Here is a 13,747-nt window from a genome sequence, read left to right as displayed (position 1 = left end):
AGGATCAGCCTAGTCCAAAGGCGACGGCTGTCCAATATGTGATTCCCGCAGCGGCATAGGCGAGCAGGAACAAATAGCCAACCATGAACAGCGGCCATTTCCAGCCATTGGTCTCGCGCCGGGTGATCGCGATCGTCGAAATACATTGGGGCGCGAAGACGAACCAGGCGAGGAAAGCCAGCGCCGTCGCGATGCTCCAGCGACCCTGGAGCCTCTCGCTGAGCGACTGTGCCATCGCGGCCTCGTCGCCCCCTGCATCGATCGCATTCGCGGTCGCCAGCGCCGAGACCGCAACCTCGCGCGCGGCCATCGCGGGGATCAGCGCGAGCGCGATGTCATGATTGAAGCCGATCGGTTTGACGACGACCTCGAGCCCGCTCGCGATGCGTCCCGCGACGCTATATTCGACCTGGGTCGCGTTGCTGCCTTCGGGCACTTTCGGGAAGCTCAGGAGCAGCCACAGCACCACCGTCGTCATCGCGATGATCGTGCCGGCGCGGCGCAGGAAGATCCACGCGCGTTGCCATAGCGCAATCGCGATGTCGCCGACGCGCGGCCATTGGTACCGCGGCATTTCCATCATGAAGCCCGCGGCATTGCCCTTGGTGACCGAGCGGCGGAGGATCAGCGCGACGAGCAGTGCGCCGACGATCCCGCTGATGAAGAGGCCGAACAGGACGAGGCCCTGCAGACCGATCGGCGTGCTGCCAACCTGGCGGGCCGGAATGAAGGCGCCGATGATCAGGGTATAGACGGGCATGCGCGCCGAACAGGTCATCAGCGGCGCGATCAGGATCGTCGTCAGCCGGTCCTTTTCGTCGGGGATCGCGCGCGTCGCCATGATGCCGGGAACCGCGCAGGCAAAACTCGACAACAGCGGAATGAAGCCGCGCCCCGACAGGCCGACCTTGCCCATCAGCCCGTCCATCAGGAACGCCGCGCGCGCCATGTAACCCGATGCTTCGAGCAGCAGGATGAAGAGGAAGAGGATCAGGATCTGCGGCAGAAAGACGATCACCGCGCCGACGCCCGCGAGCAGCCCTTCGACGATCAATCCGCGCAGGAAGTTGTCGGGCAGCGTGTCGACGACCCATGCCTGTACGATCGCAATACCGCCCTCGAGGATATCGGCGGGCGCTTCGGCGGCGGCATAGACCGCCTGAAACATCACGAACATCAGGGCGAGCAGGATCAACAGTCCGGCGACCGGATGCAGCACCACATTGTCGACGCGCTGCGTCCAGCGACGGACCGGCGTTTCGTCGAGTGTCGCGGCGCGCGCGATCGCGCGGGCGCGCTGGTGGAGCGCGGCGTCGTTCTGCGGCGCGGCGATGGCAGCGCGCGGCTGGTGCGACTGGATCGCGCCGTCGACCGCGGCGAGCAAATCGGTGAGGCCGCGCTTGCGGACCGCGACGGTCGGGACGACCGGCACACCCAGCTCGCGCGACAGGCGCTCGGGATCGAGCGTCAGCCCGTCGCGGGTCGCGAGGTCGAGCATGTTGAGCGCGACCACCGTCGGCAAGCCGAGCGTCAGAAGTTCAAGCGCGAAGCACAGATGATTGTCGAGATTCGCCGCATCAACAACAACGACCAACGCATCGGGGCGCTTTTCGCCCTCTTGCCGGCCGAGCACGACGTCGCGCGTCACGGCCTCGTCAAGGCTCGCAGGCGTCAGGCTATAGGTGCCCGGAAGATCGATCAGCGATAGCGGCCGTCCGTCGGCAAAGCTGGCATGCCCTGCCTTTCGCTCGACCGTGACGCCGGGATAATTGGCGATCTTTTGCCGCGCGCCGGTGAGCGCGTTGAACAGGCTCGACTTGCCTGCATTGGGATTGCCGACGAGCGCGATCGAGGGAATCGCGGCCGTCATGCGACGGGCTCGATTTCGATCGCTGCGGCTTGCTTGGCGCGAATGATCACCTGCATCCGCCCGATGGTGAGCGCAAGCGGATCGCGCGAGAAGATGCTGCCGCGGTGGAGCGGCGTGACATCGCAGCCTTCCATCAGGCCGAACTCGCGCAGGCGTCGGCCTTCGTCGTCGGACATCGCATCCCAGTCGATCCGGATGATCCGCACCATCACGCCAAGCGGCGCCTTGTCCAACACGTTCGCGAGCAAAGCTGTCATTTGCGAGCGATTATCAATATCGATCGAGTGGCGCCAGTTCTTTATCGAGCCCGGTCAGCGCCCGGGATAGCGCAACCGCCCTACAAAACGTGCCAGGCTGGGGCGTTCTATACCCCGCGCGGCGCGGCGGTGCTTCCAGCTTTCGAAGCGCATGACCTGGTCGATCCGCCGGGCAAGAAATGCCCGCGTTTCGGCAAAATCTTCGCTGTCGTCGTTCAGGAAGACCGCCATGGTCGAGCCATAGACGGCGCCGAGGATCGTGCGCTTGCTGTAATGGTTGAAGTCGGTCGCCGTGTCGCCGGCAAGGCTCCACATCAGATCGGCCGCGCGCCAGCCAAGCTTTGCAGCATGCGGTGCGTTGGTTGGCAGCGCGAGCAAGGCGAGCGCGCGGCGCAGCGATTCGCGATGCGGCGCGAGCAGGTCGATGCGCGTTTCGACGAGCGTGGTGATGCGGTCGCGGATCTTGAGCGTCGCGAGCTTTTCGGCAGGCCAGCGTTCGGCCATCGCGGTGTCGATGACCGCAAACCACGCGTCGACCATATCGCGGCCGCCACCCGGAAACGCGAGCCGGGCGACGTCGGCATCGACGCCGAGCCGCGCCGCCGCGTCGGCGAGCGCTTGCTGGCTGAAGCCATCGAACGCGGCATTCTCTGCGACCAGCGGCGCGAGGGCGGCGCGAATCTCGTCGAGCGTCGGATCGGCGGGGAGCGTGACAGCCATAGGCATCAGATAGGCTTTGCACCGCGGCTCGGCAACCGGATCAATACCAACGCGGCACCGACGAGCATCCCGCCGAAAATATCGATCGCGCCGAGCCGTTCGTCGAACATGATCCATCCCGCGAGCGCGGCAACCGCGGGCTGGACGAGCAAAGTGAGGCCGAGGACAAGCGGTGAGAAGCGCGGCAGCGACCACGTCATCAGCCCCTGCCCGACGATCTGGCTGGTCAGCGCGAGCAGGATCAGCGGCGTCCAGTTGACCGGCATGATCCGCTCGCCGAGCGCCAGCGCGGTGCCGAGCAGGATCGGGACGCAGACGACGGACGCGATTGACAGCGCGGTCCAGGGCGCGACCGTCCCGCGCACGCGCTGCATCAGGATGACATAGCCGGTGTAGAGAACGCCGGCGAGCAGGCTGAGCAGATCGCCGACCAGATAGTCGGGCGAAAGTTCATAGCTTTGCCCCATCAACAGCGCCGATCCGGCAAAGGCGAGCAGGATCGCCAGCGCCTGCCATCCGCGCGGCAAGCGGCGGGTGAGGAAGATCGTCCAGAGGACGAGCAACAGACTGGCACAATTGCCGAACAAGGTGGCGTTCGCGACCTTGGTCTGCAGAATGCCGAGGTGCCAGGCGGCAAGGTCGAGCGCGAAGAATATCCCCGCGACGGCCGCAATCGCGATCGCCGGTCGCGGCGGCAGCTTTCTGCAGCTTTCACGCCATGCAAAGAGGAGCAGGAAAGGCAGCGCGATCGTCATCCGCCAAAAGGCCGATGCGGTGGGGCCGGTGTCGGCGAGGCGAACGAGCATCGCACCGATCGACAAGGAAATATTGCCGGCCAACAGCGCGACGAAAGCCCAGCGGCCGGGTTCGGTTCCGGCGGCCTCGCGTTCGTCGATCCTTTCCGTCTTCACCGTCATTTAGATTTTCTTTTGCTACGCACCATTGTGTTGGCGCCGCGACGTCCATAGCTTCGCGGGCCATAGCGATGACCGCTGGGGTCGTCGCCAGGAAAGTGAGTCGTGGAGGAAACATGGCCGTATCACTATTCGATCCGATCAAGCTGGGCGCCATCGAGGCGCCGAATCGCATTGTCATGGCGCCGCTGACGCGCGGCCGCGCCGGTCCCGGCTTCGTACCGAACGAGCTGGCGCTCGACTATTATCGCCAGCGCGCATCGGCGGGGCTGATCATCTCCGAAGCAACCGGTATTTCGCAGGAAGGCCTTGGCTGGCCGTCGGCGCCGGGCCTGTGGACCGATGCGCAGGTCGAAGGCTGGAAGCCGGTGACCGACGCCGTCCACCAGGCCGGCGGGCGCATCGTCGCGCAGCTCTGGCACATGGGACGGCTCGTCCATTCGGTGTTCAACGACGGCAAGCTCCCCGTGTCGGCTTCGGCGACAGTCGGTGAGGGCCGCGCGCATACGCCGGTCGGCCGCAAGGACCTGGAGGTGGCGCGCCCGCTCGAACTGAACGAGATCCCGCGCGTGATCGCCGACTATGTACTCGCGGCGGAGAATGCCAAACGCGCGGGCTTCGACGGCGTCCAGCTTCACGGCGCCAACGGCTATCTGATCGACCAGTTCTTGCGCGACGGGTCGAACCTGCGCGATGACGATTATGGCGGGTCGGTCGAAAATCGCATCCGCCTGCTTCGCGAAGTCACCGAAGCGCTGATCGGCGTTTGGGGCGCGGGCCGCGTGTCGGTGCGCCTGTCGCCCAACGGCGCGACGCAAGGCGTCGACGACAGTGCGCCCGAGACATTGTTCCCGGCGGCCGCAGCGGCGCTCGATGCGCTGGGCATCGGCTTCCTCGAGCTGCGCGAGCCGGGTCCCGACGGCACCTTCGGCAAGACCGACGTGCCGAAACAGTCGCCCGCGATTCGGGCGGCGTTCAAGGGTCCGCTGATGCTCAACAGCGACTTTGACGTCGCGAAGGCCGAAGCGGCCCTGGCAAGCGGCCTTGCCGACGCAATCGCGTTCGGCCGGCCGTTCATCGGCAACCCCGACCTCGTCGAGCGTATCCGTGACGGCGCCGAATGGGCGGCCGACAATCCGCAGACCTGGTATTCGCCGGGTCCCGAGGGATACACCGACTATCCGGCGCTGGTTCCAGCGTAACGGCTTCGCAAATCCTCCCTGTCGCGCCGCGATGGGGAGGATTTTTGCTAATTCCGTTCGGCGAGGGCCTTGTCGACGATCCCGGCGCCGATCGGCCCCAGGACCGTGCCGCCGAAGCGGAACAGGACGAAGGCGCCTGCGAACAGCAGCAGCGGTTCGATGAACAGCGTGACGATCGCCGCGATCGCGAGGGCGACGAACAGCGTCACGAACCCTCCGCTCAGCGTCTGCTGGCCCTTTGGGCCGAGCTCGATCGTGCGCGGCCCTTTCGAATCCCACCATTTGCCTGTGACGATCGTCTTGCGCTGTCCGCCTGCCTGCGGCGCCGGCCGGCTTGCGCTCGGCGCCGGCTGCGATGTCGATTTCAGCGCCGGACGATCGGTCGGCGGCTGAGTCCACGGCCGTTTGTTGCGCTCGGCGATGGCAGCGGCGATGCGAACCTTGCCGTCGCCGGCCGCTGGCGCGGGTGCTGGAGCTGCGGTCGGAGCGGCTTGCCGTTCCGGTGCGGGCCGGGCGCTCAACCCCGATTCGGCGCGGGCAGCGGCCGACAGATCGGGCGCGGCGCTCGTCTTGGCAGGCCGAATCGGCTCGACACCCAGATTGCGGTCGTGAATTTCCATGCGCTCGGCAGCGCTCAGCGGGACCTGCCCGGTTTCCTTGTCGATCACCACCAACCGACCGCCGCGCTCGACGACGGAAAAGCGGCTGGGAGGCGGGCGATCAACCAATGCCGAATTGTTCCTTCAGAGCCAACATGGCGATCGCGGCCTTCGCGGCCTCGCCGCCCTTATCCTTGCGCGTCTTGTCGGCGCGCGCAAGCGCTTGCTCTTCATTCTCGACCGTCAGGATGCCGTTGCCGATCGCAAGACCGTCGAGCGTCAGCGCCATGATGCCGCGCGCGCTTTCGTTCGAGACGACCTCGAAATGATAGGTTTCGCCGCGGATGACCACGCCCAGCGCGACATAGGCGTCATAGCGGCCGCTGTCGGCGGCGAGCGAAATCGCTGCGGGAACTTCCAGCGCGCCGGGGACGGTCACCGTGTCGTGGCTATGCCCGGCGGAGTCGAGCGCGCTGCGCACGCCGTCGAGCAGCATGTCGTTGAGATGCGAATAGAAGCGGGCTTCGACGATAAGGACGTGCGCCATTATGCGGCCTCCCCGGGGATGGAACGTTCGCCGACGACCGACAGGCCATAGCCTTCGAGGCCGACGAGATTATTGTGCGAGGGCGTCAGCAATTCCATCGCGTGAACGCCCAGGTCGGCAAGGATCTGGGCACCGATGCCATAGGTGCGCAGGTCCATGCCGCCTTCGGGCGGCGGCGCCGTATCGGCTTCGGCTGATCCGGGCAGCGGGCGCATCAGCATCACGATGACACCGGCACCGGCTTCGCCGATCGCGTCCATCGAACGTTGCAGGCGGCGCTTCTTTGGGCCGGGGCGACCCATGATGTCGTCGAAGATCGATACGGCGTGCATGCGGACCAGCGTGACGCCCCCGGGATCGACCGCGCCCTTCTGCAGCACCAGATTGACGCTTCCGTCGATCTTGTTGCGATAGGATTTGAGCCGCCAGTCGCCACCATAATCGGATTCGAACGGATCGTCGGACACGCATTCGACCAGCCGGTCGTTGCGATGGCGATAGGCGATAAGGTCGGCAATCGTGCCGATCTTCAGCCCGTGGCGCCGCGCGAAGGGGATCAGGTCGTCGAGCCGCGCCATCGACCCGTCGTCGTTCATGATCTCGCAGATGACGCCCGATGGGTTGAGCCCCGCCAGTCGCGCGATGTCGACCGAGGCCTCGGTATGTCCGGCGCGCACAAGCACGCCGCCGTCGCGCGCGATCAGCGGAAAGACATGGCCCGGGGTCACGATATCGTCGCGGCCCTTGCCGCCGTCGATCGCCACCGACACGGTGCGCGCACGGTCGGCGGCCGAAATGCCGGTCGTGACGCCTTCGCGCGCCTCGATCGACGTCGTGAACGCCGTTTCGTGGCGAGTGCCGTTCTGGCGGCTCATCAGTTCGAGCCCGAGCAGATCGACGCGCGCCTTGGTCAGCGTCAGGCAGATCAGCCCGCGGCCGTGCGTTGCCATGAAATTGACCGCATCGGGGGTCGCCATCTGCGCGGGGATGACCAGATCGCCCTCATTCTCGCGATCCTCGTCATCGACGAGGATGAACATGCGGCCGTTGCGCGCTTCGGCAATGATCTCTTCGGGCGTTGCCATCGGCGAGAGGTCGCTGCCATGCGCGAGCCAGTTTTCCAGCTTGCGCAGCGTGTCGGCAGTGGGGTTCCAGCCGCCCGAATCCAGGTCGCGGAGGCTGTTGGCGTGAAGACCTGCGGCGCGCGCCAGCCCCGAACGGGACATGGTCCCGTCTTCGACGATGGCGCGGATACGGTCGATGAGTTGCGTAGACATGCACGCGCATTTTCACATCAGAGTGTGATTGTCAATTGAAATATCACATTGGCGCCTATTTGGGACCGAAAACAGTCCCCGTATCGCGCACCGTATCGGCCTTGGCATCGAGCATCGCGACGATCGTTCCGCTGCGGTCGTCGCGCTTCGCATAGTCGCGCGCCGACATGCCCGCGATATGGTCGGCCTTGTCGGGATTCGCGCCGTTGCGGACGAGCAGGCGGATCATCGCCGCATTCTTGGTCTGCACCGCCAGGATCAGCGCGGTTTCGCCGCGCCGGTTCGTCTGGTCGACCGGAGCCTTGTCGCCGAGCAGCGCCTCCGCGCCTTCGGGGAAATTGATCAGCGCCGCGTGCATCAGCGGCGTGACGCCTTGCCGGTCGCCGATCGACGGGTCGGCATCCTTGCCGAGCAGGAAGCGCACCCAGACTATGTCGCGCTTCCTGGTCGAAATGATCAGCGCGGTTTCGCCATTGTCCGGATTGCGCGTATTGATCAGCGTCGGATCGCCCTTGAGCGCATCGGTCGCCTTGGTGCCGTCGCGCTTGTCGACCGCTTGCAGAAACGCGAAGCCCCCGCGGAACTGGGCGAGCGCAGGGCTCGCGGCAAAAATGCCGATCGTCGCGACGGCGAGCAGGGCAAGGGAAGCAAGGCGGAATTCCGCGCGTCGAAACATGATCGGGAGACCCCTGATATATCTGGCTGAGCGCCGCCTGGGCGACGACAAAGGTTGATTTTCATGCCCTAGCCGATCAAGGCTGGCCGCATGATGAATATCGATATTATGGGGCAAAAGATCGCCCGTTCAAGCCTGCTGCTGATTTTGGGTGCGGCGCTTGCGGGCTGCAATGCCCCGGCGAGCGCGCCCGCCGCCGACCCGCCGCTCGCCGGCGCGCGGATTGGCGGGCCTTTCACGCTGACCGATCAGGACGGCAAGACCGTTCGCGATACCGATTTTGCCGGCCGATATCGCCTCGTCTATTTCGGCTACAGCTTTTGCCCCGACATCTGCCCGGTCGATCTGCAGAAGCTGATGCGCGGCCTGTCGCAGTTCGAAAAGGCCGACGCGGCGCGCGGTGCGAAGGTCGCGCCGATGTTCATCACCGTCGACCCCGAACGCGACACGCCCGCGGCGCTCAAGCCTTTCGTCAGCCGCTATCACCCACGGCTTGTCGGCCTGACCGGGACACCCGAGCAGATCGCCGCGGTCGCGAAAGCCTATGTCGTCACCTATAACAAGGTGCCGGGTTCGGCGCCCGACCGCTATCTGATGGCGCACAGCCAGCTCGCTTTCCTGATGGACCCGCAGGGCAAGCCGCTTGCACTGCTGCCGCTCGACGATCCGTCGACCGATCCCGATGAAGGCGCGCCCGACAAGGTCGCGGCCGAGCTGGCGAAGTGGGTCAAGTGATGACCCGCGAGGCGCAACCCTTTTGGGAAGCGCCGCTTGCCAGCCTCGACGCCGGGCAATGGGAGGCTCTGTGCGACGGCTGCGGCAAATGCTGCCTGCACAAGCTGGAGGACGAGGACACGGGGCGTATCTGTCCGACCAATGTCGCGTGTCGCCTGCTCGATCTCGCCACCGCGCGCTGCGGCGATTACAAGCATCGCCGACGCCATGTCCCCGACTGCCTGACGCTGACCAAGGCAAAGGTCGCCGACATCGAATGGTTGCCGCAGACCTGCGCCTATCGCCTGCGCGCCGAGGGCGATCCGTTGCCCGCATGGCATTATCTGGTTTGCGGCGATCGCGACGCGGTGCATCGCGCGGGCCAGTCGATCGTCGGCTGGACGGTGGCCGAGAATATGGCCGGGCCGCTGGAGAATCATCTTGTCGAACGCGTCGTCTGACCTTCGCGACGACCGGCCCCAGATATGGGTGGGCGAAACGCCGTGGCCGATCCGGCTTGTCCACCATGCCCAATCGCGCCGCTACAAGCTGATCTTCGATGGCGCGCGCGGCGAGCTTCGGCTGACGCTGCCGCGCCGCGCGAGCGCTGCCCGCGCGCTCAAATGGGCGAGCGAACAACAGGATTGGCTGAACGAACAGGTCGGCAAGGCGACCGCACCGGTAAGCGTCGGGCCTGGCGCCCGCTTACCGGTCTTTGGCATCGAGCGACGGGTCGACTGGTCCGCCGCCGCGCCTCGCGCGGTTCGGCTGACGGGCGACGCGCTATGCGTTGGCGGTCCGGAGGAGACGGTCGGCCGCCGCATCGAACGCTGGCTGAAGGCCGAAGCGCTCGACCTGATGGCCCGCGAAAGCCGCGAGGTCGCGGCGCAAGCCGGGCTCGGCATCGGCCGGATCGGCGTCGGCGATCCGCGCAGCCGTTGGGGCAGCTGCACGCATGACGGCGACCTCCGCTATAGCTGGCGGCTCGTGATGGCGCCCGACCATGTTCGCCGCGCAACCGTCGCGCATGAGGTCGCGCATTTGCGGCACATGGACCATGGCGCCGCGTTCCACGCGCTCGTCGACGAATTGCATGACGGCGATGTATCGACGGCGCGCGCCTGGCTGCGCCGCGAAGGGCGCGGGCTTCACCGTTACCGCTTTACCTAATTGCCTTCGCCGCTGGGTGGGCGCGGCGGCAGGCCTTTCACAAGTGGTATCGCCTTCTGCACCGGCGCCGGCGCGTTTCTTGCCGCACCGTTGTCGGCGGGCCGACGCCCCGTCTGTTCCTCGATCCATTGCTGGTTGAGCTCCGGACCAACCTCTTCGGGCGGCAGCAGGTTATCGCCTTCGGGCGGGGGCGCGGCCGAGGGCAGTTCGATCGGCATGCCATTCTCGTCGACCAGCCCGCCTTCGCCATGTTCGCCCATATAGGCGTCGCCTTCGTCCTCGAGCTGCCAGTCGGGAAGCTTGACCTCGGTATCGAACGCCTCGACGGGGCGCCGCGCGACCGCGACGCGCATATAGTCGGCGAAGGCTTTCGCCGGCGCGCGGCCGCCCTGCAGCCCGCCGACGGGCTTCGCATCGTCGCGGCCCATCCAGACGCCGGTGGTCAGTCCGCTCGAAAAGCCGAGGAACCATCCGTCCTTGTTGCTCGACGTCGTGCCGGTCTTGCCGGCAACGGGGCGGCCGATCTGCGCTGCTTTGCCGGTGCCGGTGTTGACGGCGGTCTGAAGCAGATCGGTGATGCCTGCCGCGACCCAGCTGTCGACAAGCGTCTGGCCGCGCTCGGGCGGTCGCTGATAGAGCAGGCGGCCATCGGCGGTCGTCACCTTGGTGATGCCATAAGGTTCGACCGACACGCCCTTGCGCGACACCGCGGCAAAGGCCGCGGTCATGTCGATCACGCGCACTTCGGCGCTGCCGAGCACCATCGAGGGATGGGTGTTGATCGGGGTGGTAATGCCAAAACGACGCGCCATGTTCGCGACCGCAGAGAAACCGACCTCGTCGCCCAGCTTCGCCGCGACGGTGTTCACCGAATAGGCAAAGGCCGTGCGCAAATCCATCGTCCCGGCAAAGCGCCCCGACGAGTTTCGCGGCGACCAGCCGTTGATCGTCACCGGCTCGTCGACGACCTGGTCGCCCACCTTATACCCCGCCTCAAGGGCCGCCATATAGACGAACAGCTTCCACGCCGAGCCCGGCTGGCGCATCGCCTGCGTCGCGCGGTTGTAGTTCGAGGTGACATAATCGGTGCCGCCGACCATCGCGCGCACCGCGCCGTCGCGATCGAGCGATACCAGCGCACCCTGCACGCCTTTCGGCGTATCGGCCTGGATCGCCGCGGTCGCCGCGCGCTGCATGTCGAGGTCGATCGTCGTATAGACGTCGAGCGCCTCGGCGCCTTCGTCGATCAGCATGTCGAGTTGCGGCAGCGCCCAGTCGGAGAAATAGCGCGCGCTGTTCTGACCGGTTTCCTGCGCCATCTGGACGTCGGCGGGCTTGGCGCTGTCGGCCTGCGACTGAGTGATCACGCCTGCGTCGACCATCACCGAGAGAACGACGTCGGCGCGGCCCAGCGCGGCCTGCGCGTCGGCCGTCGGCGAATAACGCGACGGCGCCTTGACCAGCCCCGCAACCACCGCGGCTTCGGATAGCGACATTTCGGTCGCGCTATGCCCGAAGAAACGCCGCGACGCGGCGTCGATGCCATAGCTGCCGCCGCCGAAATAGACCTTGTTGAGATAGAGTTCGAGCAGCTCGTCCTTCGAGAATTTCCATTCGAGCGCCATCGCAAGCACCATCTCGCGTGCCTTGCGCGTCCAGGTGTAGCTGTTCGACAGAAAGATGTTGCGCGCGAGCTGCTGGGTGATCGTCGAGGCGCCCTGCATGCGGCGGCCGGTGCCATAATGCTGGGCGGCGAAAACCGCAGCGCGGCTGAGGCCGACGGGGTCGACGCCGGGGTGATAGCGAAACCGCCGGTCCTCGACCGCGACCATCGCGTCCTGCATGACCTGCGGCGTTTCGCGCAAGGTCAGCCAGCGACCGTAATTCGGGCCGAGCGAAAGGAAAACGGTGCCGTCGGCGGCGTGGACGCGGATCGTCTGGCCGGCGGGCGACTTCTTGAGTTCCTCGAAGCTCGGGATGCGCTGGACCGCAATGCCGACGGCCACCGCGACCGCGACCAAGCCGACGAACGCGAGGCCAAGGCCCCAGCGGAAAAGCCGCCGGAGCCAGATGCGGAAGCGCGAGCGCGGCGGCGGAACGGACGAGCCGCCGCCTTTTCCTGCCGATGACGATTTACCTGCGGATGCCTGCTGCTGTCGTTCGCGGCGCAAAGCTGAGTATTCCTTCCTGCGGGTGGGTTACCCCTTGCCGGTGTCAGCCTCTTCCTGCCCGCGGTCGGCGAAGTCAAGCGCTGCGCTGTTGATGCAGTACCGCAGCCCGGTCGGCCCGGGACCGTCGGGAAAGACATGGCCCAGATGGCCTTCGCATTTCGCGCAGCGCACTTCGGTGCGGACCATGCCGTGGCTTTTGTCGGTCAGTTCCTTCACCGCGGCGCCGACGGCGGGCGCGGTATAGCTTGGCCAGCCCGAGCCGCTGTCATATTTGGTCTGGCTGTCGAACAAGGGCTCGCCGCAACCGGCGCAGCGATAGACGCCGTCGCCCTTGTGGTCGGTATATTTGCCGGTGAACGCCCGTTCGGTGCCGCCTTCGCGCAGCACATGATGCGCCATCGGATCGAGGGATTTATCGGTTTTCGGATCGGTCATGCGAAATCTCCTTCGGATGCGCCGTTTCGGGCGCCTTCGCTGTTGGTTCCAATATCGGCTTTCGGCGGCGCTGCCGCAAGAGGCGCGCGCTCAGCGGGTATCGATTCGCGTCGCCTGCGACATCCTTCGCACCAGCGACGGGAAAAGTGACGCCAAGACTGTCATGGGCGCTGCGGTGCGGCGATTTTCGCCCGCGCGCCAGACGAGGTTCGCGAGCGCGAACGGGCGCGTCATGCGCGCGGCAAGGCCGCGTTGAAAATCGGGTGCCGCATCCGTCCCGCCGTGACGCCACGCCGCCACCGCTGCCGCCGCGCTCGCGACCGCCAGCCCCATGCCTTCGCCCGCCAGCGACGGGATTACGCCGGCCTGGTCGCCGAGCCGGAACAGGCCGGCCCTGGTGTCCGCGGTGCGCCAGCCATAGGGGACATGGCCGATCGCATCGACGGCGCGGCTCCAGTCGGCATGCGCAAGCCGCTCGCCAAGATGCGGTAGCCTGTCGCCAAGCGCGCGCAGCAAGGCGCCCGGATCGCCGCCGACTTCGTCGAGCCGCGATTTATGTACCGCCAGGCAGAGGTTGGCGCTGCCGTCTTCTTGCCGGACGAGTCCGGCGTAACCGCGGTCGAGCAGGTGCAGCTCGACCGCATCGCCGACGAGCCGGTCGAGCGCGGGATGCGCGGGCAGACGCAGCCGCAGCCCCATCACGGGGTCTTGCCGCTGCCATTCGGCCGGTTCGCGCGGCTGCCCGCGAAACCCGTGCTTGCCGGCAGCCAGAAAGATCGCGGGTGCCGTCAGGGTCGCGCCGTCGCGGGTCTGTATGGCTCCGCCGTCCAGAGCCGTCGCATGGACGGCGCGCTCCAGCTTCGCACCGGCCGCGACCGCAGCGGCTTGCAGCACGCTGTCGAGCCGGTGACGCGACACGCCCATCGCTTCGCCGGGCAGCGCCGTCTCGCTGTGCCGCTTGCCCGCAAACAGCCGCACGCGGCGCACGGCCTGCCCGCCGAGCGCGCCGCGGTCGATGCCGAGCGCTTCCAGCCGCGCCAGTGTCTGCCAGCTCAGGAATCCGCCGCACAATGCGTCGCCGGTTTCGCGTGCGCGCTCGAGCAGCAATATGGTCGCACCGGCGCGCGCCAACCCGATCGCCGCCGCGGCCCCTGCGGGCCCGGCGCCGACGACGATCGCATCACTCGCTGTCACC

15 protein-coding genes are annotated in these 13,747 nt (G+C 66.6%); 4 read left to right on the top strand and 11 right to left on the bottom strand.

What is annotated here, in order from left to right; all coding sequences use genetic code 11:
- Window positions 1-4: 4 nt before the first annotated feature.
- From feoB to ACO055_RS13790, 4 genes are read right to left on the bottom strand one after another with little or no spacing between them, the layout of a single operon-like run.
- A complete protein-coding gene (gene feoB, locus ACO055_RS13805) occupies window positions 5-1,870 on the bottom strand; it encodes a ferrous iron transporter B (protein ID WP_422059456.1) in 1,866 nt (621 codons plus the stop codon).
- On the bottom strand, window positions 1,867-2,127 hold the full coding sequence (locus ACO055_RS13800; RefSeq protein WP_422059455.1) for a FeoA family protein: 261 nt from the start codon (window positions 2,125-2,127) through the stop codon (window positions 1,867-1,869). Before ACO055_RS13800 ends, feoB begins: the two co-directional genes overlap by 4 nt.
- Before the next feature lie 54 nt (window positions 2,128-2,181).
- The gene (locus ACO055_RS13795; RefSeq protein WP_422059454.1) at window positions 2,182-2,847 is read right to left on the bottom strand and encodes a COQ9 family protein; all 666 of its coding nucleotides are present in this window, start codon (window positions 2,845-2,847) and stop codon (window positions 2,182-2,184) included.
- Between the two features lie 5 nt (window positions 2,848-2,852).
- The gene (locus ACO055_RS13790; RefSeq protein WP_422059453.1) at window positions 2,853-3,764 is read right to left on the bottom strand and encodes a DMT family transporter; all 912 of its coding nucleotides are present in this window, start codon (window positions 3,762-3,764) and stop codon (window positions 2,853-2,855) included.
- 113 nt (window positions 3,765-3,877) lie between these two features.
- Between ACO055_RS13790 and ACO055_RS13785 the strand changes: the two genes are divergently transcribed.
- Window positions 3,878-4,963 carry an alkene reductase gene (locus tag ACO055_RS13785; RefSeq protein ID WP_422059452.1) on the top strand — a complete coding sequence of 362 codons (1,086 nt, stop codon included), beginning with the start codon at window positions 3,878-3,880 and terminating at the stop codon, window positions 4,961-4,963.
- A gap of 47 nt (window positions 4,964-5,010) precedes the next feature.
- On the opposite strand, the gene ACO055_RS13780 is transcribed toward ACO055_RS13785, so the two are convergent.
- Genes ACO055_RS13780 through ACO055_RS13765 form a run of 4 tightly spaced genes read right to left on the bottom strand, consistent with a single transcriptional unit; the run spans window position 5,011 to window position 8,062 of the window.
- Window positions 5,011-5,691 (bottom strand): hypothetical protein, encoded by a 681-nt coding sequence (locus tag ACO055_RS13780; protein WP_422059451.1) that lies wholly within the window; start codon window positions 5,689-5,691, stop codon window positions 5,011-5,013.
- A complete protein-coding gene (ribH, locus tag ACO055_RS13775; RefSeq protein WP_422059450.1) occupies window positions 5,684-6,109 on the bottom strand; it encodes a 6,7-dimethyl-8-ribityllumazine synthase in 426 nt (141 codons plus the stop codon). Before ribH ends, ACO055_RS13780 begins: the two co-directional genes overlap by 8 nt.
- Window positions 6,109-7,386: a 3,4-dihydroxy-2-butanone-4-phosphate synthase gene (gene ribB / locus ACO055_RS13770; RefSeq protein WP_422059449.1), complete on the bottom strand. Its 1,278-nt coding sequence runs from the start codon at window positions 7,384-7,386 to the stop codon at window positions 6,109-6,111. Before ribB ends, ribH begins: the two co-directional genes overlap by 1 nt.
- 55 nt (window positions 7,387-7,441) lie before the next feature.
- Window positions 7,442-8,062: an ankyrin repeat domain-containing protein gene (locus ACO055_RS13765; protein ID WP_422059448.1), complete on the bottom strand. Its 621-nt coding sequence runs from the start codon at window positions 8,060-8,062 to the stop codon at window positions 7,442-7,444.
- Window positions 8,063-8,152: 90 nt separating this feature from the next.
- Here ACO055_RS13765 and ACO055_RS13760 point away from each other — a divergent pair, with 90 nt between their 5' ends.
- From ACO055_RS13760 to ACO055_RS13750, 3 genes are read left to right on the top strand one after another with little or no spacing between them, the layout of a single operon-like run.
- Window positions 8,153-8,797 carry an SCO family protein gene (locus ACO055_RS13760; protein ID WP_422059447.1) on the top strand — a complete coding sequence of 215 codons (645 nt, stop codon included), beginning with the start codon at window positions 8,153-8,155 and terminating at the stop codon, window positions 8,795-8,797.
- The gene (locus tag ACO055_RS13755) at window positions 8,797-9,237 is read left to right on the top strand and encodes a YcgN family cysteine cluster protein (protein ID WP_422059446.1); all 441 of its coding nucleotides are present in this window, start codon (window positions 8,797-8,799) and stop codon (window positions 9,235-9,237) included. Before ACO055_RS13760 ends, ACO055_RS13755 begins: the two co-directional genes overlap by 1 nt.
- Window positions 9,218-9,946, top strand: a complete 729-nt coding sequence (locus ACO055_RS13750) for a M48 family metallopeptidase (protein ID WP_422059445.1) — start codon at window positions 9,218-9,220, stop codon at window positions 9,944-9,946. Before ACO055_RS13755 ends, ACO055_RS13750 begins: the two co-directional genes overlap by 20 nt.
- Here ACO055_RS13750 and ACO055_RS13745 read toward each other — a convergent pair.
- From ACO055_RS13745 to ACO055_RS13735, 3 genes are all read right to left on the bottom strand, one after another.
- A complete protein-coding gene (locus ACO055_RS13745; RefSeq protein WP_422059444.1) occupies window positions 9,943-12,117 on the bottom strand; it encodes a transglycosylase domain-containing protein in 2,175 nt (724 codons plus the stop codon). The two genes, ACO055_RS13750 and ACO055_RS13745, sit on opposite strands and share 4 nt — an antisense overlap.
- A 27-nt stretch (window positions 12,118-12,144) precedes the next feature.
- The gene (msrB, locus tag ACO055_RS13740) at window positions 12,145-12,552 is read right to left on the bottom strand and encodes a peptide-methionine (R)-S-oxide reductase MsrB (protein WP_422059443.1); all 408 of its coding nucleotides are present in this window, start codon (window positions 12,550-12,552) and stop codon (window positions 12,145-12,147) included.
- A gap of 90 nt (window positions 12,553-12,642) precedes the next feature.
- Window positions 12,643-13,746 carry an NAD(P)/FAD-dependent oxidoreductase gene (locus tag ACO055_RS13735; RefSeq protein WP_422059442.1) on the bottom strand — a complete coding sequence of 368 codons (1,104 nt, stop codon included), beginning with the start codon at window positions 13,744-13,746 and terminating at the stop codon, window positions 12,643-12,645.
- Window position 13,747 lies beyond the last annotated feature (1 nt).

It is taken from the genome of Sphingopyxis sp. (assembly GCF_965227415.1).
GTDB lineage: Bacteria > Pseudomonadota > Alphaproteobacteria > Sphingomonadales > Sphingomonadaceae > Sphingopyxis.
Note: the sequence above shows the minus strand (reverse complement) of the source record. Positions and strands in the feature narration are given on the sequence as shown.

Coding starts and splice junctions, on each gene's coding strand:
- msrB (WP_422059443.1), bottom strand. CDS start 12,552: ATGACCGATCCGAAAACCGATAAATCCCTCGATCCGATGGCGCATCAT.
- feoB (WP_422059456.1), bottom strand. CDS start 1,870: ATGACGGCCGCGATTCCCTCGATCGCGCTCGTCGGCAATCCCAATGCA.
- ribB (WP_422059449.1), bottom strand. CDS start 7,386: ATGTCTACGCAACTCATCGACCGTATCCGCGCCATCGTCGAAGACGGG.
- ACO055_RS13785 (WP_422059452.1), top strand. CDS start 3,878: ATGGCCGTATCACTATTCGATCCGATCAAGCTGGGCGCCATCGAGGCG.
- ACO055_RS13800 (WP_422059455.1), bottom strand. CDS start 2,127: ATGACAGCTTTGCTCGCGAACGTGTTGGACAAGGCGCCGCTTGGCGTG.
- ribH (WP_422059450.1), bottom strand. CDS start 6,109: ATGGCGCACGTCCTTATCGTCGAAGCCCGCTTCTATTCGCATCTCAAC.
- ACO055_RS13795 (WP_422059454.1), bottom strand. CDS start 2,847: ATGGCTGTCACGCTCCCCGCCGATCCGACGCTCGACGAGATTCGCGCC.
- ACO055_RS13790 (WP_422059453.1), bottom strand. CDS start 3,764: ATGACGGTGAAGACGGAAAGGATCGACGAACGCGAGGCCGCCGGAACC.
- ACO055_RS13765 (WP_422059448.1), bottom strand. CDS start 8,062: ATGTTTCGACGCGCGGAATTCCGCCTTGCTTCCCTTGCCCTGCTCGCC.
- ACO055_RS13760 (WP_422059447.1), top strand. CDS start 8,153: ATGATGAATATCGATATTATGGGGCAAAAGATCGCCCGTTCAAGCCTG.
- ACO055_RS13755 (WP_422059446.1), top strand. CDS start 8,797: ATGACCCGCGAGGCGCAACCCTTTTGGGAAGCGCCGCTTGCCAGCCTC.